Origin of the sequence: Caulobacter sp. BE254, from assembly GCF_031457295.1 — a bacterium.
Lineage (GTDB): Bacteria > Pseudomonadota > Alphaproteobacteria > Caulobacterales > Caulobacteraceae > Caulobacter.
In genome coordinates this window covers 109,645-136,628 of sequence record NZ_JAVDWJ010000011.1, presented here as the reverse complement: position 1 = coordinate 136,628, position 26,984 = coordinate 109,645, and the positions used below count along the sequence as shown (strand labels likewise).

The 26,984-nt window shown below is 68.5% G+C and carries 21 protein-coding genes; 13 read left to right on the top strand and 8 right to left on the bottom strand.

The features are described from left to right. Positions 1–13: 13 nt before the first annotated feature. From J2X41_RS18645 to J2X41_RS18630, 4 genes are read right to left on the bottom strand one after another with little or no spacing between them, the layout of a single operon-like run. Positions 14–859, bottom strand: a complete 846-nt coding sequence (locus tag J2X41_RS18645) for a rhamnogalacturonan acetylesterase (RefSeq protein WP_310084155.1) — start codon at positions 857–859, stop codon at positions 14–16. Beyond that, positions 856–1,998, bottom strand: coding sequence for an FMN-dependent L-lactate dehydrogenase LldD (gene lldD, locus J2X41_RS18640; RefSeq protein WP_310084152.1), 1,143 nt, complete (start codon positions 1,996–1,998; stop codon positions 856–858). The genes J2X41_RS18645 and lldD overlap by 4 nt, the downstream gene beginning before the upstream one ends. Positions 1,999–2,002: 4 nt before the next feature. Beyond that, entirely contained in the window at positions 2,003–2,764 is a 762-nt protein-coding gene (locus tag J2X41_RS18635; protein ID WP_310084149.1) for an SDR family NAD(P)-dependent oxidoreductase, read from the bottom strand. 32 nt (positions 2,765–2,796) lie between these two features. Further along, positions 2,797–3,597, bottom strand: coding sequence for an IclR family transcriptional regulator (locus J2X41_RS18630; RefSeq protein ID WP_310084146.1), 801 nt, complete (start codon positions 3,595–3,597; stop codon positions 2,797–2,799). Positions 3,598–3,859: 262 nt separating this feature from the next. On the opposite strand from J2X41_RS18630, the gene rhmD reads away from it, so the two are divergent. The 8 genes from rhmD to J2X41_RS18590 all read left to right on the top strand — a co-directional run bounded on the left by rhmD (position 3,860) and on the right by J2X41_RS18590 (position 14,698). Continuing rightward, positions 3,860–5,038: an L-rhamnonate dehydratase gene (rhmD, locus tag J2X41_RS18625; RefSeq protein WP_056759691.1), complete on the top strand. Its 1,179-nt coding sequence runs from the start codon at positions 3,860–3,862 to the stop codon at positions 5,036–5,038. Between the two features lie 21 nt (positions 5,039–5,059). Then, positions 5,060–5,923 (top strand): fumarylacetoacetate hydrolase family protein, encoded by an 864-nt coding sequence (locus J2X41_RS18620; protein WP_310084144.1) that lies wholly within the window; start codon positions 5,060–5,062, stop codon positions 5,921–5,923. Next, positions 5,920–6,684 carry an SDR family NAD(P)-dependent oxidoreductase gene (locus tag J2X41_RS18615; RefSeq protein WP_310084140.1) on the top strand — a complete coding sequence of 255 codons (765 nt, stop codon included), beginning with the start codon at positions 5,920–5,922 and terminating at the stop codon, positions 6,682–6,684. The genes J2X41_RS18620 and J2X41_RS18615 overlap by 4 nt, the downstream gene beginning before the upstream one ends. A gap of 27 nt (positions 6,685–6,711) precedes the next feature. Further along, complete coding sequence (locus J2X41_RS18610) at positions 6,712–7,629, top strand: amidohydrolase family protein (RefSeq protein WP_310084137.1); 918 nt, start codon at positions 6,712–6,714, stop codon at positions 7,627–7,629. Positions 7,630–7,661: 32 nt separating this feature from the next. Further along, positions 7,662–7,994 carry an L-rhamnose mutarotase gene (gene rhaM, locus J2X41_RS18605; protein ID WP_310084135.1) on the top strand — a complete coding sequence of 111 codons (333 nt, stop codon included), beginning with the start codon at positions 7,662–7,664 and terminating at the stop codon, positions 7,992–7,994. Positions 7,995–7,996: 2 nt separating this feature from the next. Further along, positions 7,997–11,788 carry a beta-galactosidase gene (locus tag J2X41_RS18600; protein WP_310084132.1) on the top strand — a complete coding sequence of 1,264 codons (3,792 nt, stop codon included), beginning with the start codon at positions 7,997–7,999 and terminating at the stop codon, positions 11,786–11,788. Positions 11,789–11,835: 47 nt separating this feature from the next. Further along, positions 11,836–12,945 (top strand): glycoside hydrolase family 105 protein, encoded by a 1,110-nt coding sequence (locus J2X41_RS18595; protein ID WP_056752357.1) that lies wholly within the window; start codon positions 11,836–11,838, stop codon positions 12,943–12,945. A gap of 178 nt (positions 12,946–13,123) precedes the next feature. Next, positions 13,124–14,698 (top strand): MFS transporter, encoded by a 1,575-nt coding sequence (locus J2X41_RS18590; RefSeq protein WP_310084126.1) that lies wholly within the window; start codon positions 13,124–13,126, stop codon positions 14,696–14,698. Between the two features lie 68 nt (positions 14,699–14,766). Here the strand turns inward: J2X41_RS18590 and J2X41_RS18585 are convergent, their stop codons facing one another. Next, positions 14,767–15,105, bottom strand: a complete 339-nt coding sequence (locus J2X41_RS18585; protein WP_310084121.1) for a hypothetical protein — start codon at positions 15,103–15,105, stop codon at positions 14,767–14,769. A 145-nt stretch (positions 15,106–15,250) separates the two neighbouring features. On the opposite strand from J2X41_RS18585, the gene J2X41_RS18580 reads away from it, so the two are divergent. Beyond that, positions 15,251–17,284 carry an MGH1-like glycoside hydrolase domain-containing protein gene (locus J2X41_RS18580; protein ID WP_310084118.1) on the top strand — a complete coding sequence of 678 codons (2,034 nt, stop codon included), beginning with the start codon at positions 15,251–15,253 and terminating at the stop codon, positions 17,282–17,284. Positions 17,285–17,366: 82 nt separating this feature from the next. Here the strand turns inward: J2X41_RS18580 and J2X41_RS18575 are convergent, their stop codons facing one another. From J2X41_RS18575 to J2X41_RS18565, 3 genes are all read right to left on the bottom strand, one after another. Beyond that, on the bottom strand, positions 17,367–18,932 hold the full coding sequence (locus J2X41_RS18575; protein WP_310084115.1) for an alpha-L-arabinofuranosidase C-terminal domain-containing protein: 1,566 nt from the start codon (positions 18,930–18,932) through the stop codon (positions 17,367–17,369). A 52-nt stretch (positions 18,933–18,984) separates the two neighbouring features. Then, complete coding sequence (locus tag J2X41_RS18570; protein WP_310084113.1) at positions 18,985–20,787, bottom strand: IlvD/Edd family dehydratase; 1,803 nt, start codon at positions 20,785–20,787, stop codon at positions 18,985–18,987. A gap of 441 nt (positions 20,788–21,228) precedes the next feature. Continuing rightward, positions 21,229–21,930: a FadR/GntR family transcriptional regulator gene (locus J2X41_RS18565; RefSeq protein WP_404979958.1), complete on the bottom strand. Its 702-nt coding sequence runs from the start codon at positions 21,928–21,930 to the stop codon at positions 21,229–21,231. A 374-nt stretch (positions 21,931–22,304) separates the two neighbouring features. Between J2X41_RS18565 and araD1 the strand changes: the two genes are divergently transcribed. The 4 genes from araD1 to J2X41_RS18545 all read left to right on the top strand — a co-directional run bounded on the left by araD1 (position 22,305) and on the right by J2X41_RS18545 (position 26,876). Further along, positions 22,305–23,300: an AraD1 family protein gene (gene araD1 / locus J2X41_RS18560; RefSeq protein WP_310084107.1), complete on the top strand. Its 996-nt coding sequence runs from the start codon at positions 22,305–22,307 to the stop codon at positions 23,298–23,300. Next, positions 23,297–24,223, top strand: coding sequence for a Gfo/Idh/MocA family oxidoreductase (locus tag J2X41_RS18555; protein WP_310084105.1), 927 nt, complete (start codon positions 23,297–23,299; stop codon positions 24,221–24,223). Before araD1 ends, J2X41_RS18555 begins: the two co-directional genes overlap by 4 nt. Before the next feature lie 14 nt (positions 24,224–24,237). Beyond that, positions 24,238–25,764 (top strand): aldehyde dehydrogenase (NADP(+)), encoded by a 1,527-nt coding sequence (locus tag J2X41_RS18550; protein WP_310084102.1) that lies wholly within the window; start codon positions 24,238–24,240, stop codon positions 25,762–25,764. Between the two features lie 104 nt (positions 25,765–25,868). Further along, the gene (locus tag J2X41_RS18545; protein WP_310084098.1) at positions 25,869–26,876 is read left to right on the top strand and encodes an arabinan endo-1,5-alpha-L-arabinosidase; all 1,008 of its coding nucleotides are present in this window, start codon (positions 25,869–25,871) and stop codon (positions 26,874–26,876) included. Positions 26,877–26,984: the final 108 nt, after the last annotated feature.

Here is a 26,984-nt window from a genome sequence, read left to right as displayed (position 1 = left end):
ATGAGCGGATGCCCTAACGCCCCGGGCAGCGCGGGCCGCCGAGGATCGGCTGGTCGCCGGTCGAGGCCGGATGGACATAGGCCGAGACGGGCAGCTTCAGGAACGCCAGGCGGGCCGCCACCAGCGACGCCGCCAGGCGCGCCCCGCCCTCGTTGATGTGGGTGGTGTCGCTGTTGCCGTTCGGGTAGCGAGCGACGCCGTCCTGCGGCGTGTAGATCAGGTAGAAGCCCCGCGACCCGGCCTCGCCCCGCGCCTGCTGTGCCCCCATCATGTCGGCGTCCAGGTCGATCAGCGGCGCGCCCGTGGCCCTGGCCACATCGCGGACCGCCTGGGCGTAGGCGCCGTGGGTCTCCTGCACCTGGTCGCCGACGAAGACGTGCTTGGCGATCGGGGTCATCAGCACCGGCTGGCCGCCCTTGGCCCGCACGTCGGCGACGAAGCGGGTCAGGTTATCGGTATAGGCGCCCTTGGGGTCGGTGAAGCGGACGATCTTCACCCGGTCGGCGTCGTTGTGACCGAACTGGATCAGCACGGTGTCGCCGGGCTTCAGCTTGTCGAGCAGGCCCGTCCACAGGCCTTCCTCGATGAAGGTCTTGGTCGAGCGGCCGCCGCGCGCCAGGTTCACCACCTCGACGCGGGGATCCAGCGAGCATTTCAGCACCATGCCCCAGCCCATCTGCGGATAGGCCGAGGCGCCGTAGTTGGCGGCGGTGGAGTCGCTGGCGATCAGGATGCGCGCGACGGGCGCCTCCATGGCCGCCGGCGGCGGCACGTCGGTCAGGTCGGGCCTGGGCGCGCCCGGCGCCGAGACCTGGGCGAGAGCCAGGGCTGCGGTCAAGACCAACGACACGACGCTCATCGGTCGACCTTCGCCAGGATCGAGCGGTCGATCTCGGCGAGGCTGTTGACGCCGGTCAGGGCCATGGCCACCCGCATCTCCTTCTCGATCAGGTCCAGCAGCTGGCTGACCCCCGGCCCGCCGCGCGCGGCCAGGGCGTAGATGAAGGCCCGGCCCAGCAGCACGCCCTTGGCGCCCAGGGCCAGCATCCGCACCACGTCCAGGCCCGAGCGCACGCCGCTGTCGGCCAGCACGGTCAGGCGGTCGCCCACCGCCTCGGCGATGTCGGGCAAGGCGCGGGCCGAGGACAGCACCCCGTCCAGCTGCCGGCCGCCGTGGTTGGAGACCACGATGCCGTCCGCGCCGATGTCGGCGGCGGCCTTGGCGTCCTCGGGATCCAGCACGCCCTTGATGATCAGTGGGCCCTTCCACTGGTCGCGGATCCAGTCCAGGTCCTTCCACTGGATCGAGGGATCGAAATTGGCCCCCAGCCAGCCCATGAAGTCCTCGAGGCCCGAATTGGCGCCCAGCACCGGGGCGACATTGCCCAGGGTGTGGGGCCGACCCATGACGCCGACGTCCCAGGCCCACGACGGCTTGAACACCGCCTGCATCAGGCGCCGGGCCGCGGCGTTGGGACCGCTCATGCCCGAATGGGCGTCGCGATAGCGGGCCCCGGGCACGGGCATGTCGACGGTGAACACCAAGGCCGTGGCCCCGGCGTCGGCCGCCTTGGCCAGCAGGTCGCGCATGAAGGCCCGGTCGCGCAGCACGTAGAGCTGGAACCAGATCGGCGCGGGGCTGGCCTTGGACACTTCGGCCAGGTCGCAGACCGAGACGGTCGACAAGCAGAACGGCACGCCCTTGGCGGCGGCGGCCTTGGCCGCCTGGCACTCGCCGCGGCGGGCGTACATGCCCGTCAGCCCCACCGGCGCCAGGGCGACCGGCAGGGCCTGGTAGTGGCCGAACAGGGTAGTCGACAGGTCGACCTGGGAAACGTCCTTCAGCACCCGTTGGCGCAGCGACAGGTCCGCCAGGTCCGAAACGTTGCGGGCCAGGGTGCGCTCGGCATAGGCGCCGCCGTCGATATAGTCGAACAGGAAACGCGGCAGCTTGCGCCGCGCCGCCTCGCGAAAGTCGGTGGTCGAGGAAACGATCACGGCGTCACTGCAGGTTCACGAACGCGCCGCCGTCGACCAGCAGGGCCGCGCCGGTCACGTACTTGGCCAGGTCCGAGGCCAGGAAGACGATCGGCCCGGCCAGGTCGTCGGGCTCGCCCAGGCGGCCCAGCGGAATGCGGCCGGCCATGTATTCGCGCTTCTTGACGTCGGCCAGGTCTTCCTTGTTGATCGCCGTCTCGATGGTGCCCGGCAGCACCGAGTTGCAGCGGATGCCGTACTTGCCGAGCGCGATGGCGGTCGACTGCATCAGGCTGTGCACCCCGGCCTTGGTCGGGGTGTAGTGGGTCTGCATGCCGCCGCCGACCAGGGCGCTGATCGAACTGACGGCGATGATCGCCCCGCCGTCGCCCTGTTTGACCATCTGGTTGGCCGCGGCCTGCACCATGTAATAGGCGCCGAACAGATTGACCTTCATCGTCCGCTCCATGACCTCGGGCGGCATGTCGAGGAAGGCGTGGAACGGGCAGATGCCGGCGTTGTTGACGAACACGTCGACCCGGCCGAACGCCGCGACGGCGGCGTCGACGAAGGCCTGGGCGGTGGCGACCTCGGCCACGTCGCCCTTCACGGCGATGGCGCGGCGGCCCAGGGCTTCGATCTCGCGCACGGCGTCGGCCGCGCCCGCTTCGTCGGAATGGTAGTTGATCGCCACGTCCGCGCCGTGCCGGGCGCAGCCGATGGCGGCGGCCTTGCCGATCCCGCCCGAGGCGCCGGTCACCAGCACCACCTTGTCCTTCAGAAGCATCGTTCCTCCACTCTCACGCTTGAACAGGCCGCCTAGCGCTTGGCGACCGTCCTCTTCTCGTTCCAACCCAGTTCGAAACTGATGGCGTTGGCGCACTGGCGCACGTCATCGGTCAGCGTCGCCATGCGGGCGTCGTCCATGTACTGGGCCGCGCCCGAGACGCTGATCGCCGCGACGATCTGGCCGCTGGGCCCGCGGATCGGGGCGGCCACGCAGCGGATACGGTCCTCGTTCTCTTCCAGGTCGAAGGCCACGCCGCGCTTGGCGTAGTCGCGCATCCAGGCGATCCACTGCTCTTCGTCCGGCCCGTGCTCCGAGCGCGGGCCTTCCTTGCGATAGAGCTCGCGCCAGCGCTCCTCGGTGTCGTCCAGCACCAGGGCCTTGCCCAGGCCGGTCGAGCGGATCGGCTGGCGGTCGCCGACGCGCGAGCTGATGTTGATCCGGCGGCGGCCGGTCAGCTTGTCCAGATAGTGGGCGCGGTCATCTTCCAGCACGCCCAAGTGGACGGTGTCCTCCAGCTCTTCCCACAGCTTTTCGAGATGCGGGCGGGCCAGGCGCGGCAGGTCCATCTGCTGGCCGGCCAGATAGCCCAGCTCCAGCAGCTTGGAGCCCAGGCTGTAGCCTTCGCGCGGAGCCTGGGACAGCAGCCGACGCTCGACCAGGGCGGTGGCCAGGCGGTGAGTCGTGCTACGGGTCAGGCCCAGCCGCTGGGCCAGGGCGGGCAGGCCGATGGTGCCGGAGTCGGCGACCACGTCGAGCAGGTCCAGGCCCCGGAACAGAGTCTGGCTGCCGCTGGGCGCCTTGGCTCCGGAGTTGTCTTCCTTGGCTGCCACTGAGGCTCCCCTTGACGCGTCACGTTTCATTTTGTAGCACTCTCTCTCATAATATGGTACCTAGCGCAAGCGGCGAAGGTGACGATCCGGTCTCCGAAAGTCAGGGCGCGCCACCGTGTCATAGGACGTCCCGGGGAGGTAGGCGCGACCTTTCAAAGTCTCGCCAAGCATGTCGAAGGCTTTGCCTCACGATACGCCCTTCTCTTCCTTTAAGTTGATCGCTTCCTTGCAGGAAGTGCTTGGGCTGGAGCTGGTTTTTCCCATGCCGTTTCCCCTTATCCGGCAGGTTCGGGCCTATGTCGTGCGCGGCGGCGGAGCCGACTATCACGACCAGGGCGAAGGTCACTGGATCGACGACCACATCGCCACGCCGATGTCGCGCTATCCGGAATACCGCCAGAGCCGGCAGAGCTTCGGCATCAACGTGCTGGGCACGCTGGTGGTCGAGATCGAGGCCGCCGACGGCACGGTCGGCTTCGCGGTGACCACCGGCGGCGAGCCCGCCGCCTACATCGTCGAGAAGCACCTGGCCCGCTTCCTGGAAGGCCGCGATCCGACCGAGATCGAGAAGATCTGGGACCAGATGTACTTCTCTACTCAGTATTACGGCCGTAAGGGCCTGGTGGTGAACGCCCTGTCCGGCGTCGACCTGGCGCTGTGGGACCTGCTGGGCAAGCTGCGCGGCGAGCCGGTCTATCACCTGCTGGGCGGCAAGGTCCGCGACGAGCTGACCTTCTACGCCACCGGCGCCCGGCCCGACCTGGCCCAGAAGATGGGCTTCATCGGCGGCAAGATGCCCCTGCACCACGGCCCGGCCGAGGGCGAGGAAGGCCTGCGCAAGAACCTGGAAGAACTGGCCACGATGCGCGAGCGCACGGGCGAGGACTTCTGGCTGATGTTCGACTGCTGGATGGCGCTGGACCTGAACTACGCCACCAAGCTGGCCCACAAGGCCCATGAGTATGGCCTCAAGTGGATCGAGGAAGCCCTGAGTCCCGACGACTACTGGGGCTATCGCGACCTGAAGAAGAACGCCCCCAAGGGCATGCTGGTCACCACCGGCGAGCACGAAGCCACCCGCTGGGGCTTCCGCATGCTGCTGGAGATGGAGTGCTGCGACATCATCCAGCCCGACGTCGGCTGGTGCGGCGGCATGACCGAACTGGTCAAGATCTCGAACCTGGCCGACAGCCGCGGCGTGCTCTGCATCCCGCACGGCTCCAGCGTCTACAGCTACCACTTCGTGGTCACCCGCCATAACAGCCCGTTCGCCGAGTTCCTGATGATGGCCCCCAAGGCCGACGAGGTGGTGCCGATGTTCCACCCGCAGCTGATTGGCGAGCCCGTGCCGGTGAACGGCAAGCTGAAACTCTCCGACGCCCCCGGCTTCGGCGTCGAACTCAATCGCGAGGTCGGTCTGCACCGGCCTTACGCCCGCTGATCTTCTCGAAAGACTAGAGCCATGAAACTCCTGCGTTACGGCCCGCGCGGCGCCGAAAAGCCCGGCCTCCTCGACGCCGAGGGCCAGATCCGCGACCTGTCGGGCCACGTGTCCGACATCACCGGCGCGGTGCTGTCGCCCGAGGGCCTGGCCAAGCTGGCCGCCATCGACCCGGCCACCCTGCCGGTGGTCGAGGGCTCGCCCCGTTACGGCGTGCCGATCGGCAATGTCGGCAAGTTCCTGGCCATCGGCCTGAACTTCGCCGACCACGCCAAGGAAGCCGGCCTGGAGCCGCCGCCCGAGCCGATCTTCTTCACCAAGGCGACCTCGTGCCTGAACGGCCCGAACGACGACGTGATGCTGCCCAAGGACGCCCTGAAGGGCGACTGGGAGGTCGAGCTGGGCGTGGTGATCGGCAAGCGCGCCCGCTATGTCGAGCAGAGCGAAGCCCTGGACTATGTCGCCGGCTATGTGCTGGTGAACGACGTCTCCGAGCGCGCCTTCCAGAAGGAGCTGGGCTCGCAGTGGGACAAGGGCAAGGGCTGCGACACCTTCGGTCCGGTCGGCCCGTGGCTGGTCACCGCCGACGAGGTCGGCGACTGCCAGGACCTGGACATGTGGCTGGACCTGAACGGCAAGCGCATGCAGACCGGCAACACCAAGACCATGATCTTCGGCGTCGCCGAGCTGATCGCCTATATGAGCCGCTTCGTGACCCTGGAGCCGGGCGACATCCTGACCACCGGCACGCCGCCCGGCGTCGGCGAGGGCCAGAAGCCCGACAAGATCTTCCTGAAGGCCGGCGACGTCATGCGCCTGGGCATCGAGAAGCTGGGCCAGCAGCAGCAGACGGTCGTCGCCTGGACCAAGGAAGGCCTCGCTTGAGCACGCCCTACGCCAACCCCTATGTCGGGCGCTTCTCCGGCCGCGCGGCGGTGATCACCGGCGGGGCCTCGGGCCTGGGCAAGGCCGTGGCCGCGCGGATCGTCGCCGAGGGCGGCCAGGTGTCGCTCTGGGATCTGGACGCCGAGGGCCTGAAGGCCGCCGCCGCCGAGGTCGGGGCCAAGCATGTCGTGGCCCTGGACGTCTCCGACGAAGCCGCCGTCCTGGCCGCTGGCCAGGCCGCCGACGCCGCGCTGGGCCGCATCGACGTGCTGGTCGCCTCGGCCGGCATCACCGGCGCCACGGCCACGGTGTACGAGTACCCCACCGACAGCTGGAAGCGGGTCTTCGACATCAACGTCAACGGCGTGTTCTACAGCTGCAAGGCCGTGGTCCCGTTCATGCTGGCCAACGGCTATGGCCGCATCGTCAACGTCGCCTCGGTGGCCGGCAAGGAAGGCAACCCCAACGCCGGCGCCTATTCGGCGTCCAAGGCGGCGGTGATCGGCCTGACCAAGTCGCTGGGCAAGGAACTGGCCACCCAGGGCGTGATCGCCAACAGCCTGACCCCGGCCACCTTCGAAAGCCCGATCCTGGAGCAGCTGCCGCCCAGCCAGGTCGAGTACATGAAGGGCAAGATCCCCATGGGGCGCCTGGGCGAGATCCACGAGAGCGCCGCCATGGTCTGCTTCATGGCGTCAGAGGAATGCAGCTTCACCACCGGCGCCACCTTCGACACTTCCGGCGGCCGCACCACGTTCTAGGCCAAACCTTTGGGAGAAACGGGAGCGATGACCTATCTCGGCCCGATCATCGACCCGCACATGCACCTGTGGGACCTGGACCGGCACTATTACGGCTGGCTGCAGGACAGGCCGCTGCCGAACAACCCGGCCGGCGACATGTCGCCGATCGCCTATAAGTCCTATGGGCTGGACGACTACCTGGCCGACGCGGCCGGGTGGAACCTCGTCCAGACCGTCCATGTCGAGTGCGGTCTGCCGCCCAAGGACCAGCTGTCAGAGACCGACTGGCTGCAGGGCCTGGCCGACACGCGCGGGGTGATCGGCGGCATCGTGGCCGGCGCCAACCTGGACGATCCGCGCGTCGAGCCCCTGCTCGAAGCCCAGGCGGCGCGGGTCAATGTTCGCGGGGTGCGCCAGATCGTCAACTGGCACAAGGACCCGGCCAAGACCTACGGCCCGACCGACCTGCTGCTGAGCGACGCCTGGCGAGCCGGCTACGCGCTGCTCGCCAGGTACGGCCTGTCGTTCGACCTGCAGCTCTATCCCTCGCAGATGGCGACCGCCGCCGCCCTGGCCGCCGCCCATCCGGACATCCCGGTGATCGTCAACCACGCCGGCATGCCCACCGACCGCGACGAGGCCGGCCTGGCGGCCTGGCGCGACGGTCTCGCCCAACTCGCCGAGTTGCCGAACGTCAGCTGCAAGATCTCGGGCCTGGCGATGATCGACCGCGCTTGGACCGTCGACAGCCTGCGGCCGTTCGTGCTGCGGGTGATCGAGACCTTCGGCCCGGCCCGCTGCATGTTCGCCAGCAACTTCCCGGTGGAGAAGGTGCACGGGTCGTTCGGCGACTTCTACGCCGCCTATGACGCGATCACCGCCGATTTCGGCCAGGCCGAGCGGGACCAGATGTTCGCCGGAACGGCCAGTCGGATCTACCGCCTGCCGCCGCCGACGACCTAATCCATCACAAAAGCAAGAAACGGGAGGACACGATGAGCAACCACCAGGACCGGCCCCTCGCCTTCCGCATGCAGCTCAAGCCCGGCGTCGCCGCCGAGTACGAGCGCCGCCACGACGACCTGTGGCCCGACCTCGCCGAGGCGCTGCGCAAGGCGGGGATCCACGACTATTCGATCTTCCTGGACGAGCAGACCATGAGCCTGTTCGCCGTGCTGCGCCTGCGCCCCGACAACGCCAAGGACGCCCTGCCGCTGGAGCCGGTGATGAAGCGCTGGTGGGACTACATGGCCGACCTGATGGAGGTCCATCCGGACAACAAGCCCGTCGAATGGCCGCTGAAGCCCGTCTTCTATTTCGGGGGCTAGGGATGACCCGCCTGCCCCTCAAAGCGCTCGGCCTGGTCGCCGCCCTGCTGACGACCACCGCCTTTGTAGAGCCCGTCCGGGCCGAGCCCGCGCGCTACACCATGACGGCGTTCACCAACGCCAGCCAGTCGAACATGAGCGTCTACGACTCGGCCGACGGCACGCGCTTCACCCTGAAGAAGCCGCTGGCCTACACCCCGCCCAAGGGCCTGATCCGCGACCCCAGCGTGATGAAGCACACCGACGGCTGGTACTACGTGGCCTACACCACCGGCTGGACCGGGAACACCATCGGCCTGGCCCGCAGCCGGAACCTGACCGACTGGACCTTCCTGCGCGACGTCACGATCGACGTGCCCGGGGCGACCAACAGCTGGGCGCCGGAATGGTTCGTCGACCAGGACGGCGCGATCAACCTGATCCTGTCGGTCTCGACCACCAGCATCGCCGGCCAGTTCCAGCCCTACCGGATCACCGCCACCGACGCCTCGCTGGCGACCTGGTCGGCGCCCAAGCCGCTGAGCGGCCTGGGTCCCAACTTCATCGACACCTTCGTGGTGCGCGAGGGCGGGCTCTACAACGCCTTCGCCAAGAACGAGACCAGCAAGTTCATCGAGCTGTGGACCGCCCCCTCGCTGGACGGCCCCTGGCAGGCCAAGGGGACCGGCGACTGGGCCGGCTGGGGCAAGGGCGTCGAAGGCCCGGCCATGGTGCGGACACCCGACGGCGGCTGGCGGATCTATTTCGACGAATATTCGGCCAAGCGCTACTGGTACAGCGACAGCAAGGACGGCTTCCGCACCTGGACGCCGAAGGCCGAGCTGCCGGACCTGTCGGGCACGGTGCGCCACTTCACGGTGCTGAAGGAAGGCGACCAGGCCGTCGCGGCCAAACCGGCGCCGGCCCACCAGATCACCTGGGACAAGTACTCGCTGAAGGTCGATGCCCAGCGCGTCTTCTCGTGGGGCGGCGAGTTCCACCCGTTCCGCGTGCCCAGCCCCGACCTGTGGCGCGACATCCTCCAGAAGATGAAGGCCAGCGGCTACAACACCGTCGCCATCTATTTCGACTGGGGCTACCACTCGCCCAAGCAGGGGGTCTACGACTTCGACGGCGTGCGCGACATGGACCGCGTGCTGACCATGGCCAAGGAGGAAGGCCTCTACGTCATCACCCGCGCCGGGCCCTATGTGAACGCCGAGCTGACCCGCGGCGGCTTCCCCGGCTGGATGGTCAACCAGCAGGCCCGGGCTCGCACCGACGCGCCGGAATACGTCGCCGCCGCCGACGAGTGGCTGACCCGGATCAACGCCGTCATCGCCCGTCATCAGTTGACCACCGGCCAGGGCACGGTGATCGCTCACCAGATCGAGAACGAGCTGGACGTGGTCGGCGCCCCGCAGCAGCGCTACATGCGGTGGCTGGACGACAAGGCCAAAGCCGACGGGATCACCGTCCCGATCTTCCACAACGACAAGGGCCGCAACGGCTATTGGGTCCCCAAGGGCTCGAACGTGCCGGGCACGGTGGAGGGCCCCAACGACCTCTACGCCTTCGACGGCTATCCCGGCGGCAGCTGCAAGGTCGACTCCACGCCGTCGGCGCCCGGCGTCGCGCCCGACTGGGGGCTGTACGGTCCCGGCGGGGCCAGAGGCGGGGCCTCGGCCAGCCCCAACACCCCCGGCTTCGCGGCCGAGTTCGGCGGCGGCTGGTTCGACTACTGGGGCAGCAACGGCGACTACGACTGCACCGCTATCCATCGCGGCGTCGGCTACCAGCGGGTGTTCTACGGCACGAACATCGCCAACGGCCTGACGATCCAGAGCTTCTACATGACCTATGGCGGGACCTCGTGGGGCTGGCTGCCGGCCCCGGTGGTGTTCACCTCCTACGACTACGGCTCGGCGATCGACGAGGCCCGGGGCCTGCGCGACAAGGCTCGCGTCATGAAGCAGATGGGCGAGTTCATCGCCGCCGTGCCCGACCTGCGCCGCATGGACAAGGGCGAGGCCGTCGTCCCGTCCAACGACAAGGTCCGCGTCTATCACAACGTGAATCCCGAGACGGGCGGCCACCTCTATGTGGTGGTGCACAACCCCAGCAGCGGCACGAGCGACGAGGCCTTCACCTTCAAGGTCAAGACCCGCGACGGCGAGTACGAGGTCGCCTCGCGGATCAAGGGCCAGGACAGCAAGATGCTGATGGCCAGCTACGACCTGGGCGGCCAGCGGCTGGTCTATTCGACGTCCGAGATCCAGACGCACCTGAAGTGGAACGACGGCGACCTGGCCCTGCTCTACGGCCGGGCCGGCGAGGCGGGCGAGACGGTGCTGCGCTACGCCTCGGCGCCGAAGGTCGAGGTTCTGGAAGGCGACGTTCAATCGGCCTTCGACGCCGCCAAGGGCGACCTGAAGCTGACCTACGCCCACGGGGGCGTCCAAGGGGGCCTGGCCCGGGTGCGGATCACCGGCGGCGGCCGTCCGCCGCTGACCCTGCTGCTGGCCGACGCCGAGACCGGCCAGACCTTCTGGCGCCGCGACGCCCTGCTGGTGCGCGGTCCCGGCCTGGTGCGCAGCGACGCCGTCAGGGGCGGCGTGCTCAGCCTGACCGGCGACACCGAGACCGACAGCCCGCTGGAGGTCTTCGCGCCCAAGGGCGTGACCGCCGTCCGCTGGAACGGCGCCAAGGTCGCGGTCAAGGCCACCGCGTCGGGCAGCCTGCTGGCCGAACGGCCGCTGGCCGGTCCGGCGGCGGTCGCCGTGCCCGATCTGGCCCGGCTGGAGTGGAAGACCGCCCCGGGCTCGCCCGAAGCCGACCCGAAGTTCGACGACGCCGCCTGGCTCAAGACCGAGGGCCGCCGCAGCGGTTCGACCGTGCGCGGTCCGACGGGCCAACCGGCGCTCGACATGAGCGCCTACGGCTTCCACCAGGGCGACGTCTGGTATCGCGGCCGCTACCAGGGCAAGCCCGACATCGACAGCCTGACCCTGCACTATGGCGGCGGCGGCGCGGGCATGCTGCAGGTCTGGCTGGACGGCCGGTTCCTGGGCCAGCACGAGCTGAACGGCGGCCTGCCGCGCCCGATCACCACCGGGGTGGCCAACTTCAAGCTGCCGGAAGACCTGCGCGGAACGGGCGAGCACCTGATCTCGGTGATGGTCCGCAACAACGGCCACAACTGGGACCTCGACGCCGACGATTTCCACAAGGAGGCCCGCGGCCTGGTCTCGGCCTCGCTGTCGGGACCGGGCAGCTACAGCTTCGCCGTGCCGATCGCCTGGAAGATCCAGGGCAACCTCGGCGGCGAGGACATCCAGGACCCGGTGCGCGGCAACGCCAACAACGGCGGCCAGTACGGCGAGCGGATGGGCTGGCACCTGCCCGGCTTCCCCGACGCGGGGTGGGCCAAGGCCGACATGGCCGCGACCAAGCCGGCCGCCGGCACGACCTGGTACCGCACGAGCTTCGACCTGGACCTGCCCAAGGACCAGGACACCACCCTGGGCCTGACCATCGGCGATCCGAACACGCCGCGCTCGCCGGGCCGCTACCGGGTGCTGATCTTCGTCAACGGCTGGAACATGGGCCAATTCATCGCCCATGTCGGCCCGCAGCGGACCTTCGTCCTGCCGACGGGCATCGTCGATCTGCACGGCAAGAACACCCTGGCCCTGGCGGTGACCAGCGACGGCGCCCCCGGCGACGCCCTGGAGACGGTGAAACTCGTCAACCTGCGCACCGTGCGCGGCGGCCTCCCCGTCGCCCGCGTTCCCGCGCCCGACTTCAAACCCTGACCGGACGCTCCCCCGTCCGCGCCTGAAAGACTTCCAAGGAGACTATCGTGCCCAATCTCGCCCACGGCCTCGAGGCCAAGGACATCAAGGCCAAGATCGCCCTGCTGATCAGCAACCTGGTCGACATCCAGGACGAGACCGGCGAGTTCCTGCTGCGCCTGGACGACGGCCGGGTGATCGACACCAAGGGCTGGAACGACTGGGAGTGGACCCACGGCGTGGGCCTGTACGGCCTGTGGAAGCAGTACGAGATGACCGCCGATCCGCGGGCCTTCGAGATCATGACCCAGTGGTTCGCCGACCGCTTCGAGGCCGGCACCCCCACCAAGAACATCAACACCGTCTCGCCGTTCCTGACCCTGGCCTATCTCTACGAGGCCACGGGCGACCACACCTATCTGCCCTACCTCGAAACCTGGGCCGACTACGTGATGTACGAGGGTCCGCGCACCGAGGAAGGCGGCTTCCAGCACATCGTCTTCAACAGCGAGAACCCCCAGCAGCTGTGGGACGACACGCTGATGATGAGCGTCCTGCCGCTGGCCAAGATCGGCCTCTTGCTAGGCCGCGACGACTTCGTCGAGGAGGCCAAGCGCCAGTTCATGGTGCACATCAAGTACCTGGCCGACCGCAAGACCGGCATGTGGTTCCACGGCTGGACCTTCGAGGGCCGGCATAACTTCGCCGACGCCCTATGGGCGCGCGGCAACTGCTGGGTGACGATCGCCATTCCGGAGTTCATCGAGCTCTTGGACTTGAAGCCCGGCGACGCCCTGCGCGATTTCCTGATCGACACGCTGGAGGCCCAGATCAAGGCCCTGGCCCGCTACCAGGACGCCGAGACCGGCCTGTGGCACACGCTGGTCGACGACAAGACCTCGTACCTGGAAGCCTCGGCCACGGCCGGCTTCGCCTACGGCGTGCTGAAGGCGGTGCGCAAGCGCTACATCGGCCGCGAGTATCAGGAGATGGGGATCAAGGCGCTGAAGGGCGTGCTGGCCAATATCGACGACAAGGGCGAGCTGCAGCAGGTGTCGTTCGGCACCCCGGTGTTCGACACCCTGCAGGGCTACAAGGACATCCCCCTGACCTCGATGCCCTACGGCCAGTCCTTGGCCATCCTGGCCCTGGGCGAGTTCCAGCGCGCCTTTATCTAGGGCTCCGACTCAGCGCGTGGTCCTCGTCCTTCGACAGGCTCAGGATGAGGACCAGAGCCAGATTCCGGCAGTAGAAAACCTCATCCTGAGCTTGTCGAAGGACGAGGTTTTCGCCCCAACCGCCGCACAACAAACGAGGGGGCTCCAGAACCTCGCCTCCAAGGGAAGAGACACGCAGATGGCGACGCCGGAACTCCGCACACCCACCTGGATCAATTACTGGGGCTGGGGTTCCGGCGACATGCTGGGGGCCGGCGCCCAGGCGGTGATCACCGGCTGGCTGGCCTATTTTTTCATCACCTTCTGCGGCCTGTCGGCGGTCGAGACCGGCCTGATCCTGGGCCTGCCGCGCCTGCTGGAGGCGATCACCTGCCCGCTGATCGGCTACATCTCCGACAACCTGCGCCACACCTGGGTCGGGCGGCGCATCGGACGGCGCAAGATCTTCCTGATCCTGACCATCCCGCTGCTGCCCAGCTTCGCCCTGATCTTCGTCACCGGCCAGACGTTCGCCTACTACCTGACGACCTTCGTCTTCTTCGAGTTCCTCTACACGATGTTCCTGATCCCGTGGGAAACCCTCGCGGCGGAGATGACCAAGGACTACGGCAAGAAGGCCAAGTTCGCCGGCGCGCGGATGCTGATCGCCCAGAGTTCGGCGATCCTGGCCTCCTACCTGCCGACCCTGATCATCAACCACTTCGGCGGCAAGGACTCGCCCGGCACCTTCCTGATCATGGCCGCCATCTTCGGCGGGCTGTTCAGCCTGGTCGTGCTGCTGGTCGTGCTGTTCACTTGGGAGCGGCCCTACACCGAGGCCGAAAAGCTGATCCAGCCCGAGCCGATGGACTGGACCAAGGCGGCGCTGATCCCGGTCAACATGTTCCGCGACCTGTTCTCGACCCTGCGCATCAAGGCCTTCCGCCAGCACCTCAGCCTCTATCTGGGCGGCTACATCAGCCAGGACATCTTCAACACCGCCTTCCCGCTGTTCGTGGCGACGGTGATGATGGGCGCGACCCTGGTGATCTCGCAGCTGATGACCACCATGTACGTCGCCCAGTTGGTCTCGGTGATGATCGCCATCAACGTGGTCATCCGCACCGGGCCCACCGCCGCCTATCGCATGGCCATCAGCTTCGTCGGCGCGGCCCTGCTGCTGTTCCTGGCCTTCTACCTGATCCGGCCGGCGGGCTTCGCCGAGGGCCTGACGGCGATGGGCGGCAACCTGTTCAGCGCCGCCAACCCGATGGTGCTGTTCTGGCTGTTCGTGCCGATCATCCTGGCGGGCCTGGGCCGCGGGACGCTGAACTTCGTGCCCTGGAGCGTCTACAACTACCTGCCCGACATCGACGAGGCCGTGACCGGCCAGCGCCGCGAGGGCATCTTCGCCGGCGTGATGACCTTCGTGCGCAAGATCGCCCAGTCGGGGGCCATCGTCGTCACCACCTCGCTGATCGGCCTGGGCGGCTATGTCTCGGCCGACAAGGCCCATCCCGGCGTGGCCGTGGTCCAGACCCCCGAGGCCGTGCGCGCCGTGGTGCTGGTGATGGTCGGCGGCCCGATCCTGATGATGCTGTGGGGCTTGGTCGTCTCCTGGTCGTTCCGCCTCAACGCCCAGACCCACCAAGTGCTGATCCACGAGGTCGAGCGTCTGCGGGCCGGCGAGACCCAGGCCGAGAGCGCCGAGTCCCAGGCGATCGTCGAGAACCTGACCGGCTGGCGCTTCGAGCGGCTGTGGGGACGGGGGTAGGGATTAGAAGGTTGTCATCCCGGAAGCCTCGCAGAGGCTGTCCGGGAACAACCAGGGCAGCGGAATCCCTACCCCTGCCCCGGGATCGGCAGCTGCTCCATGACCTCCACGGAGTCCCCTGGAAAGATCGTGAAGTGGGGGTGGTTCTCGAACAGCTTCGCCGCCGCCTCGTGCGACTCCGCCTGGACGACGATGTAGCCCGCGACCTTGTTGCGAATGTCGGTCACGCCGTCCTTGCCGGTCTTCTTGGTCTTGCCCACCGGACCGCCGGTCACGACGACATGGGCGGCGTTGTCGGTCATCCATCGCCCCCAGGCGGCCATGCCCCTGTCGATGGTCGCCTGGTCCAGCGCGCCCGGATCCACCGGCGTGTCGGAGCCCATATAGAGGGCCAGGAACGTCTTCATCGCCATTTCCTCCTCGGTTTCGGAACGCCGTTCAAGCTCGGCGACCCTAGCCCATTCAGCCCGACTTGACGCCGACAAGAAAGGCTGGCGATCGCCGCCGCCGCTCGCTAAATACTCAGACAAAACAGCTTCAAGGGGAACGGGAATGGCGGGATGGACACAGGGAGCGCGGCTGGCCCTGGCGCTGTGGACGACGACGGCCCTGGTCGCGCCGGCGGCCGCGGCGACCTCCCCCAAGCTGGACGCTCACGCCATAACCGTCACCCGGTTCGGCAACGACGCCCCCTGGTACGAGGGCAACATCCCGCTGTTCGAATCCTCGGACCAGAAGCTTGACCAGATCTACTATTATCGCTGGAGCGTGTTCCGCGCCCACCAGCGCGACCTTGGCCCGCGCGGCTATATCACGACCGAGTTCCTCGACGACGTCGGCTGGCAGCGCGAGCCCTACGCCAGCCTCAACGACGCCACCGGCTTCCATATCCAGGAGGGCCGCTGGCTGCGCGACCGGCGCTACGCCGGCGACTATGTCGACTTCATGTACGGCCAAGGCGGCAACGACCGCCACTTCAGCGAAGCAATCGCCGACGCCACCTGGGCCCGGTTCCTGGTCGACGGCGACCAGGCGGCCGCGACCCGACACCTGGCGGTGATGAAGCACATCTACGCCCTGTGGGACGACCACTACGACTTCGACAAGAAGCTGTACTGGGTCGAGCCGCTGGCCGACGCCACCGAATACACCATCAGCTCGATCGACGCCTCGGGCGGCAAGGACGGCTTCACCGGCGGCCAGGCCTTCCGGCCGTCGATCAACAGCTACATGTACGCCAACGCCCGGGCGATCAGCCGGCTGGCGGCCCTGACCGGCGACAAGGCCACGGCCGCCGACTACGCCGCCCGCGCCGCCGACCTGAAGGCCCAGGTGCAGAAGAGCCTGTGGAGTAGGGACTTCGCCCACTTCATCGACCGCTACAAAGTCAACAACGAGCACGTGAAGTACTGGGACCCGATCCGCGGCCGCGAGTTGGTCGGCTACCTGCCCTGGACCTTCGGCCTGCCGGACGACACCCCGGCCTATGCGGCGGCGTGGAAGCACGCGATCGACCCGGATGAACTGGCGGGCCCCGCCGGCCTGCGCACGGTCGAGCCGTCTTACGAGCACTACATGCGCCAGTACCGCTACATCAAGGAAACCGGCGAGCGCGAGTGCCAGTGGAACGGGCCGATCTGGCCGTTCCAGACCACCCAGGTGCTGACGGGCCTGGCCAACCTGCTCAACGACTATCGCCAGGAGGTCGTGACCCGCGCCGACTACGCCCGCATGCTGGCCCAGTACACCCAGCTGCATTTCAAGGACGGCAAGCCGGACCTGGAGGAGGATTACGATCCGGCCACCGGCAAGGCCATCGTCGGTCTGGCCCGCAGCCACCATTACAACCACTCGGGCTATGTCGACCTGGTCATCAGCGGCCTGGTCGGCCTGCGACCGCGCGCCGACGACGTGCTGGAGGTCAATCCCCTGGCCCCCAGCGATCCAGCCGACCCGCACTTCCTGAAGTATTTCAGCCTGCAGGACACGCCCTATCACGGCCATCTGGTCGGGATCGCCTGGGACGCCGACGGCTCGCGCTACGGCCGCCGCGGCCTGGTGGTGACGGTGGACGGCCGCGAGGTCGCCGCCTCGCCCACCCTCGCCAGGCTCACGGTCCCGCTGGCCCGCAAGCCGGCCGCGCCGATCGCCCGTCCGATCGACCTGGCGGTCAACCTGGTCCGCTCCGACTATCCCAAGGGCTCGGCCTCGACCGGCGACGATCCCAAGACCGTGCACCAGGCCCTGGACGGGCGGGTGTGGTTCTTCCCGGAAATGGCCAACGGCTGGTCGCCGGGCGCCGGCCAGGCCCAGCCGTGGTTCGCGGTCGACTTCGGCACGCCGGTGTCCGTGCGTTCGGCCGAGCTCAGCTTCTTCGCCGACGGCAAGGTCCTGGCCGCCCCCAAGGCCTATCGGCTGGAGGCCTGGATCGGTGGGAAGTGGGTGGAAACCGCCAAGGTCGCCGCGCCCCTCGACAACGGCGTCGACCGCATGACCTGGAAACCAGTCACGACCTCGAAACTGCGCGCGGTCTTCGACCTGGCGCCGGGCCAGGACATGCGGTTGGTCGAGATGAAGGTGTTTTGAACTACAGCCAAAACCCGCCGGATGAGCAGATCGGAGGGAGCCGGGGACATGCACATGTGCATGTCCCCGCTCTTTTAGAGCCTTAGTTCAGATCCAGCACCACCACCGACTTGCTCGGCAGGGTGGCGGTCAGCACGTCGCCCTTGATCGAGGCGCTGGTGAAGGTCGCCGGCTTGACGGCGTTGGGGGCGTCGAAGGTGTTGTGGGCGGCCATGGTCGAGGCCGTCAACACCCGGCCCTTGGCCGTCTTGCCGGCCGCGCCCGTAAGCTTGATCGTCACGGTCGCCGACTTGTTCGGATCCACGTTGACCAGCGCCAGGTGCACCACGCCCGCCGTGTCCCGCGCCGCCGAGGCGCTGACCGCCGGGACGCTGGACTTGCCCAGGGTATAGTTCGGGCTGTTGACCTCCAGCGGCAGCGAGGTCGCGCCCTGGAACGGCTTGTAGAGGTCGTAGACCCAGTAGGTCGGGGTCAGGACCATCTTTTCCTTGTCGGTCAGGATCATCGCCTGCAGCACGTTGACCATCTGGGCGATGGCGGTCAGCCGCACCCGGTCGGCGTGCTTGTGGAAGATGTTCAGGTTCACGCCGGCCACCACCGCGTCGCGCATGGTGTTCTGCTGGTAGAGGAAGCCCGGATTGGTGCCCGGCTCGACATTGTGCCAGATGCCCCATTCATCGACATAGAGCCCGACCTTCTTCTCGGGGTCGTACTTGTCCATGATGGCGCTGTGCTTGGTGACAAGCTCTTCCATCTTCAGGGTCGAGACCATGGTGTCGGCCCACAGCTGCTCGTTGAACTCCGTCGCCGAGCCCTTGTCCTTCCAGCTGCCGGTCGGGATCGTGTAGTAGTGCAGGCTCAGCGCGTTCATGTTCTTGGCCGCGCCGGCCATCAGGGTCTCGGTCCAGCTGTAGTCGTCGGCGTTGGGGCCGCTGGCCACCTTCACCGTGTTGGTCCCACCCGGCACCCGCACGAACTCGGCGAAGTTGCGGTAGAGGTTGGTGTAGTGGGCCGCCGTCATCTGGCCGCCGCAGCCCCAGTTCTCGTTGCCGACCCCGAAGAAGTCGAGCTTCCAGGGCTTGTCGCGGCCGTTGGCGCGGCGCTGGTTGGCGATCGTCGACTTGGTCGGCGAGACCATGTACTCGACCCACTCGGCCATTTCCTGCGGCGTGCCGCTGCCGACATTGCCGGCGACATAGGTCTTGGCGCCGATCAGCTCGGCGAAGTCCATGAACTCGTTGGTGCCGAAGCTGTTGGGCTCCTCGACGCCGCCCCACATCACATTGACCTTGGTCGGGCGCTTGTCGCGCGGGCCGATCCCCTCGCGCCAGTGATAGTCGTCGGCGAAGCAGCCGCCCGGCCAGCGCACGACCGGCACGTGGATCTGCTTCAGGGCCGCGACCACGTCGTTGCGGTAGCCCTTGGTGTTGGGGATCTTGCTGTCCTCGCCGACCCAGACGCCCTCGTAGATGCCCCGGCCCAGGTGCTCGGCGAACTGGCCGTAGATCTCCGGCTGGATCACCGCGCCGGGCTGGTCGGCCCGCAGGGTGGCGGTCACGGCGGTCTGAGCGACGGCGGTCCCGGCCGTCGCCAGGGCGGCGACGGCAAGGCCCGCGACGAGCGCGTGCTTCAGCGTGGTCAGCTTCACGATATTCTCCCTAGGTCGCCGTTTTGTCGGCGCTTGTCTTCGGTGGATTGGATCAGTGGTTGTCGCGCGGCAGGCCCTTGGTCTGGGCGATGCGCTGGTACTTGATCGCCGGCTCCAGCACGGCCCCGGTTTCCATCTGGCCGACGATGGCCCGCTGGATCTCTTGCCAGGGCGTCTGGCTTTCCGGATAGGCGTAGCCGCCGGCCGCCTCTAGCACCTTGCGCCGGGCGACGATCTCTTCGGGCGTGACCAGCACGTCCACCCGCGACTTGCGCAGGTCGACCCGCACGCGGTCGCCGGTCTTCAGCAAGGCCAGGCCGCCGCCGGCCGCCGCTTCGGGCGAGGCGTTGAGGATCGAGGGCGAGCCGGAGGTGCCCGATTGGCGCCCGTCGCCGATGCACGGCAGCTGGTGGATCCCCCGCTTGATCAGGTAGTCGGGGGCCCGCATGTTCACGACCTCGGCCGCGCCGGGATAGCCGATCGGCCCGGCCCCGCGCATGAACAGCACGCTGCGCTCGGTGATGCCCAGGGCCGGATCGTCGATCCGATGGTGGTAGTCCTCGGGCCCGTCGAACACCACGGCCTCGCCTTCGAAGGCGTCCGGGTCGTTCGGGTCGGACAGGTAGCGGTCGCGGAACTCGGCGGTGACCACGCTGGTCTTCATGATCGCCGAGTTGAACAGGTTGCCGCGCATGACCACGAAGCCGGCGCGCTCGACCAGCGGCTTGTCGAACGGACGGATCACCGCCTCGTCCTCGATGATCGCGCCGCGGCAGGCCTCGCCGATGGTTTTGCCCGAGACGGTCAGGGCGTCCTCGCGGATCAGGCCCTGGCCCATCAGTTGGTTGACGACGGCGGGCACGCCGCCGGCGTGGTAATAGTCCTCGCCGAGATATTCGCCGGCCGGCTGCAGGTTGACCAGCAGCGGCACCTCTTCGCCATAGGTCTGCCAGTCATCGACCGAGAGCTCGACGCCCATGTGCCGGGCCAGGCCGTTCAGGTGGATCGGGGCGTTGGTCGAGCCGCCGATCGCCGAATTGACGACGATGGCGTTCAGGAAGGCGTCGCGGGTCAGAATGTCGGACGGCTTGATGTCCTGTTCGACCAGTTCGACGATCCGCAGGCCGGTCTCATAGGCGTTCTGCTGCCGGTCGCGGTACGGCGCGGGAATGGCGGCCGAGCCGGTCAGCGACATGCCCAGCGCCTCGGTCAGCGAGTTCATGGTCGTGGCCGTGCCCATGGTGTTGCAGTAGCCGGTCGACGGGGCCGAGCTGGCCACCAGCTTGATGAAGCCGGCGCGGTCGATCTCGCCGGCCGCCAGCATCTCGCGCGCCTTCCAGACGATGGTGCCCGAGCCGGTGCGCTGGCCCTTGTGCCAGCCGTTCAGCATCGGCCCCACCGACAGGGCGATGGCCGGGATGTTGACCGTGGCGGCGGCCATCAGGCAGGCCGGGGTGGTCTTGTCGCAGCCGATGGTCAGCACCACACCGTCGATCGGATAGCCGTACAGGGTCTCGACCAGGCCCAGATAGGACAGGTTACGGTCCAGGCCCGCGGTCGGGCGCTTGCCGGTTTCCTGGATCGGATGGACCGGGAACTCCAAGGCGATGCCGCCGGCGGTGCGGATGCCTTCACGGATCCGCTCGGCCAGCACCAGGTGGTGGCGGTTGCAGGGCGACAGGTCGCTGCCGGTCTGGGCGATGCCGATGATCGGCTTGCCCGACTGCAGCTCCTCTAGCGACAGGCCGAAGTTCAGGTAGCGCTCCAGGTACAGCGCCGTCATGTCCGCGTTGTCGGGGTTGTCGAACCAGGCGCGCGAACGAAGGGCGCGGGGCGGAACGGCGGCAGAGCTCATGACAGTCCTTGATAAGGCGGCCCTTGATCGAAGAGGGGGCCTTGGGTCGGCGACGGCGGGAGGGTTTGGCGGGACATCAGGAGGCCTGTCCGCCATCCGGGCGGAGCGATCGACACCCCACTCGGTTCACTCCTGTTCATTTGTCTGACTATACCGCTCGCAACCCCGCGTCAACGTGAGAGCTGCGCCGTGGAGGGGCGTGGGCGGGTCAGGTTTTCTAATTGAACGGATAAGGAAATCGTTCCGTGACAGTTGTCGGACGATAGGTTGCAGAGGACGGGCTGGCGGAGCCGAAAAATCGACCTGCGTCGCATCCATTCGCGCCCCGCGGTGGTCCGGCGACCACAGCCGTCGTCGCGCCCAGGCGTCTTTGGATCGTACGAACCGATGATTCTTTCGCGCCGCGACGGCGAGCGTCGAAACCCGGCGCGGGGTCTCCGCTCAGTCCTTGGGGTCGATCGCCGCCCGGGTGTCTTCCAGGGCCAGGCCGACCAATTTTTCCATGGCCTGCCGCGCCTGGTCCGGCCGGGCGGCGGCGATAGCGTCGAACACTTTCCAGTGGTCGGGCATCGGGTCGCGCGGCAGCTCGCGCTTGCGCTGCTTGAAGATCGTGGTCCAGCGCACCGCCGCGCCAATGCTGCTGGACAGGGTGAACAGCGGCGCGTTGCCGGTGGCCTCCAGCACGGTGTCGTGGAAGTCGCGGTCGGCGGCCTGGCCGGCGTCGGTGGCCAGGGTCTGGCTCTCCATCTGGATCAGCGCCTTGCGCATGCGCTCCAGCTGGCCGTCGTCGCGGCGTTCGGCGGCCAGGGCCGCGGCGGCCGGCTCGACGATCATCCGCAGTTCGTATAGGCCCTTGAGGAACTCCTCGCTGGGCTCGGATTCGAAGAACCAGGCCAGGACCTCGGGGTCCAGCAGGCTCCAGCGGTTGCGCTCGGTGACGCGGGTGCCGGTCTTGGGACGGCTCTCCACCAGCCCCTTGGCGGCCAGGATACGGATCGCCTCGCGATAGGCGCTGCGCGAGACCTGCAACTGCTCGCTGGAATCGATCTCGTTGTTGAGGATGTCGCCCGGCGCGTACTGGCCCGAGACGATGGCCACACCAAGGGTGCGGGCGATCGAGCCGTGGATCCGGCTGTTGGTCAGCCCCTCCCGCGCGAACTCCCCGTCCCCGGCCCTGTCCTTCTTCTTCCGCACGCGCGCTTCACTCCCTGCTCCGTCGGGGACGGAGCCCCCGCCCGTCCGCCGATCCGGCGCCGCGCGACACTAGCGAGACAGTTTGTGCGCCGACAAGGGATTTCGCGGCTCGGCCGCCGATCGCGGCGTCAAATTCCGCGCTCAAAAGTACGATGATTGCCCAAACCCCGACGCGGCGCGGGTTTGCGCACGTTCCCGTGCTATCACAGCGCCCGGCCCGCGACCAAGACCGCCTCGCCGCCGTCGATCCGGGTTTGACACCGTCAGGCAGATCGCTATTTGTCTGACTAAATAGCCAAACCCGCTGGGAGGTAACGACAGCCATGGTGCTGCGGTTCGTGCAACTGAAGGAAAAGGACGGGGCGCGAATCCTCGCGGCGGTCAACGATTCGGGCCTGGCCCGCAAGGTCGAGGTGGCCGACACCCTGCTGGCCCTGGCCCAGGCGGCCCTGGCCGCTGGCGCCACCCTGGCCGAAGCCGCGCAGGCCCATCCGCTCGGCGCGGAGGTCGACCTCGCCGCCGCCCTGGCCGAGGGCCGGGTGCTGGCCCCGATCGACCATCCCGATCCCGCCCACCTGGTGCTGACCGGCACCGGCCTGACCCACCTGGGCTCGGCCGAGGGCCGCGACAAAATGCACAAGGCCGCCCAGGCTGGCGAACAACTGACCGATTCGATGCGGATGTTCCTGATGGGCGTCGAGGGCGGCAAGCCCGCCGCCGGCGCGGTCGGCGCTCAGCCGGAGTGGTTCTACAAGGGCGACGGCTCGCACGTGGTCGGCCACGGCGCGCCCCTGACCTCGCCCGCCTTCGCCAAGGACGGCGGCGAGGAGCCCGAGATCGCCGGGGTCTATCTGATCGGTCCGGACGGAACGCCCTATCGCCTGGGCTTCTGCCTGGCCAACGAGTTCTCGGACCACGTGATCGAGCGCGGCAACTATCTGTGGCTGGCCCACTCCAAGCTGCGCCAGGCGGCCCTCGGCCCCGAACTGCTGACCGGCGACCTGCCGGCCGACGTGCGCGGGGCCAGCAAGATCCTGCGCGACGGCCAGGTGGTCTGGGAAAAGCCCTTCCTGTCGGGCGAGGCGAACATGTCCCACACGATCGCCAATCTCGAGCACCATCACTTCAAGTACGACATCTTCCGCAAGCCGGGCGACGTGCACGTGCACTTCTTCGGCACGGCCACCCTGTCGTTCTCGGAGGGCTTCCAGACTCAGGTCGGCGACGTGTTCGAGATCAGCGCCGCCCCGTTCCTCCACCCGGTCAGCAACCCGCTGGCCCAGGCGCAGGACAAGCCGGTGACGGTGCGCAGCCTGTGAGCAAGATCCGCCTGGCTCTCGTTGGCCTGGGCAAGATCGCCCGCGACCAGCACCTGCCCGCCATCGCCGCCGACGACCGCTTCGAGCTGGTCGCCATCGTCAGCCGCAACGCCGACCTGGAGGGCGTGGCCCACTTCACGACCCTGGCCGACCTGCTGGCCAGCGACGTGGCGGTCGACGCGGTGTCGCTGTGCACCCCGCCCCAGCCGCGCCACGCCCTGGCCCACCTGGCCCTGGCGGCCGGCAAGCACGTGATGCTGGAAAAGCCGCCCGGCGCGACGCTGAGCGAGGTCGAGGACCTGCGCCTGACCGCCGCCGCCCGCGGCCTGACCCTGCAGACCACCTGGCACTCGCGCTACGCCCAGGGCGTGGCGCCGGCCCGGGCCTGGCTGGCCGACAAGACCATCAAGGCCGTGCGCATCGACTGGCGCGAGGACGTCCGCGTCTGGCATCCGGGCCAGACCTGGATCTGGGAGGCCGGCGGTCTGGGCGTGTTCGACCCCGGCATCAACGCCCTGTCGATCGCCACCGCCATCCTGCCCCGGCCGTTCTTCCTGACCGGCGCGGTGCTGCACGTGCCCGAGAACTGCCAGTCGCCGATCCAGGCCGAGCTGGACTTCGTGGACGCCGCCGGCGCCCCGGTCCGGGCCGAGTTCGACTTCCTGCAGACCGGTCCGCAGAGCTGGGACATCGCGGTCGAAACCGACGCTGGCGTGTTGAAGCTGTCGCACGGCGGCGCCAAGCTGTTCATCGACGGCGACCTGCTCCATGAGGGTCCGGACGCCGAATATGCCGGCCTCTACGACGCCTTCGCGCGCCTGGTGGCCGGCGCCGTCAGCGATGTCGACGTCAGCCCGCTGCGCCACGTCGCCGACGCCTTCCTGCTGGGTCGACGGGTCGTCGCCCCGGCGTTCATCGAATAGAGCGAGACTTGCTAATGGCCGAAGCCGCCCTGCGGGCCCTGAACCCCGCCACCAACGAACACTTCGGCCCCAGCTTCCCAGAGCCCAGCGCCGCCCAGATCGAGGCGGCCCTGGCCGCCGCCGCCGCCGCGTTCGACACCTATCGCGAGACCGACCTGGAGACCCGCGCGGCCTTCCTCGAGGCGATCGCCACCGAGATCGAGGCGCTGGGCGACGACCTGATCCAGACCGCCATGGCCGAGACCGGCCTGCCCCAGGCCCGGATCACCGGCGAGCGCGGCCGCACCTGCGGCCAGTTGCGGCTGTTCGCCCAGGTCGTGCGGCGCGGCGACTGGATCGGCGCCCGGATCGACCCGGCCCTGCCCGAGCGCGCGCCCCTGCCCCGCGCCGACCTGCGCCAGCGCTTCATCCCGCTGGGCCCTGTGGTGGTGTTCGGCGCCAGCAACTTCCCTCTGGCCTTCTCGACGGGCGGCGGCGACACCGCCTCGGCCCTGGCGGCCGGCTGCCCGGTGATCGTCAAGGGCCACTCGGCCCATCCCAACACCGGCGCGATGGTCGGTAGCGCGATCGACAAGGCGGTCAAGGCCGCCGGCCTGCCGGCCGGGGTGTTCTCCATCCTGATTGGCCAGCAGCGCACCCTGGGCGCCGGCCTGGTCGCCGATTCGCGCATCAAGGCCGTGGGCTTCACCGGCTCGCGGGCCGGCGGCGTGGCCTTCATGCGGATCGCCGCCGACCGCCGCGAGCCGATCCCGGTCTTCGCCGAGATGAGCAGCATCAACCCCGTGGTGCTGATGCCCGCCGCCCTGGCCGCCCGGGCCGAGGCCCTGGGAACCGCCTTCGTCGGTTCGCTGACCATGGGCGCGGGCCAGTTCTGCACCAATCCCGGCCTGGTCTTCGCGCTCGACGGCCCGGACCTGGACCGTTTCGAAGCCGCCGCCGTCGTCGCCCTGACCGCGGCCCAGCCCCAGGTCATGCTGACCCCCGGCATCTTCGGCGCCTTTGAGCAGGGCGTGAACCAACTGCTCGACCGCGACGGCGTCAAGCTGCTGGCGCGCGGCTGCGTCGGCGACGGCGTCAACCAGGCGGTCGGCGCGCTGTTCAGCGTCGACGCCGAGACCTTCCAGCGCGACGCGGTGCTGAGCCACGAGGTGTTCGGCTCGTCGTCGCTGATCGTGCGCGTCAAGGACGCCGCCCAGCTGGCCGCGGTCCTGGAAGGGCTGGAAGGCCAGCTCACAGCCACGGTGCAGATGGATCCCGCCGACGCCGAGGCCGTGCGCCCCCTGCTGCCGATCCTGGAGCGCAAGGCCGGCCGGATCCTGGCCAACGGCTGGCCGACCGGCGTGGAGGTCTCGCACGCCATGGTCCATGGCGGCCCGTTCCCGGCCACCTCCGACCCGCGCGGCACCTCGGTGGGCACCCGCGCCATGGAGCGCTTCCTGCGGCCGGTCTGCTACCAGGACATCCCCGACACCCTGCTGCCGCCCGCGCTGAAGGCCGACAACCCGCTGGGCGTGCGGCGAGCCGTCGACGGCGTGCTGTAGGCTCGCTTCTCCGGAACGCGGACAGGCATGCGCCTGTCCGCGTTCCCTCGAGCTGACCGTCCGAGGCTCGTCCAGCGGGCCATGTCCCAGCTTCGGAGTCCGCGATGCCGACCCGCCGTAGCCTGCTGGTCCAGATCGTCGGCGCCACCGCCGTCGGCGCTTCGGTTCAAGCGGCCGCCGCCAGCCTCAACGACCAAATGACCGGCGACCTGGCGCCCGTCCACGACCCCTGCATCATCCGGCAGGGCGCGACCTATCACCTGTTCTGCACCAGCCAGGCCAGCCAGAAGCCCGGTCTGATCCACTGGCGCACTTCGCCGGACCTGGTCGTCTGGACCCTGGTCGGCGCCGTCATGCCCGCCCTGCCCGACTGGGCCCAGCAGGCGGTACCTGGCGCGCGCGGGGCCTGGGCGCCGGACATCAGCCTGATCAACGGCCGCTACCACCTCTATTACGCGCTCTCGACCTTCGGGAAGAACCGTTCGGCCATCGCGCTGCAGACCACCGCCACCCTCGACCGCTCCGACCCGGCCTTCGGCTGGCGCGACGAGGGCGTGGTGCTGGTCTCCGGGCCGGACGACGATTTCAACGCCATCGACCCCAACATCGTGGCCACCGCCGGCGGTCGCGTCTGGATGAGCTTCGGCAGCTTCTGGTCCGGCCTGAAGCTGGTCGAGATCGATCAGGCGACAGGCAAGCCCCGGGCCGACGCGGCCCTGACCGCGATCGCCGCCCGCCCCCGCCCCGGCGCGATCGAGGCGCCCTGCATCATCGAGCGCGAGGGCTGGTTCTACCTGTTCGCCTCGTTCGACTTCTGCTGCCGGGGCGTCGACAGCACCTACTACACCGTCGTCGGCCGCTCGAAGGCGGTGGCGGGCCCCTATGTCGACCGCGACGGCAAGCCGATGATGAAGGGCGGCGGCTTGATCGTGCTGCACGCCGACCTCGACCCCGCCAGGCGCTTCAAGGGACCGGGTCACGTGGCCGTGCTGCGCGACGGCGACCGCGACGACATCGTCTACCACGCCTATGATTCCCGAAGGGGCGGCGTCCCAACCCTGCGCATCCAGCCTCTGGCCTGGACCGACGACGGATGGCCCGTGGCCGCCTGAGCCCCTTTTCCGCCCGGGCCTGACGCCCGCCGCGGCGACCTCCGCTCTTTCCGCAGCGCTTCGATTGCACCGGCGTCAATTGTCGGACTATATGATCGCCAAGCGCCA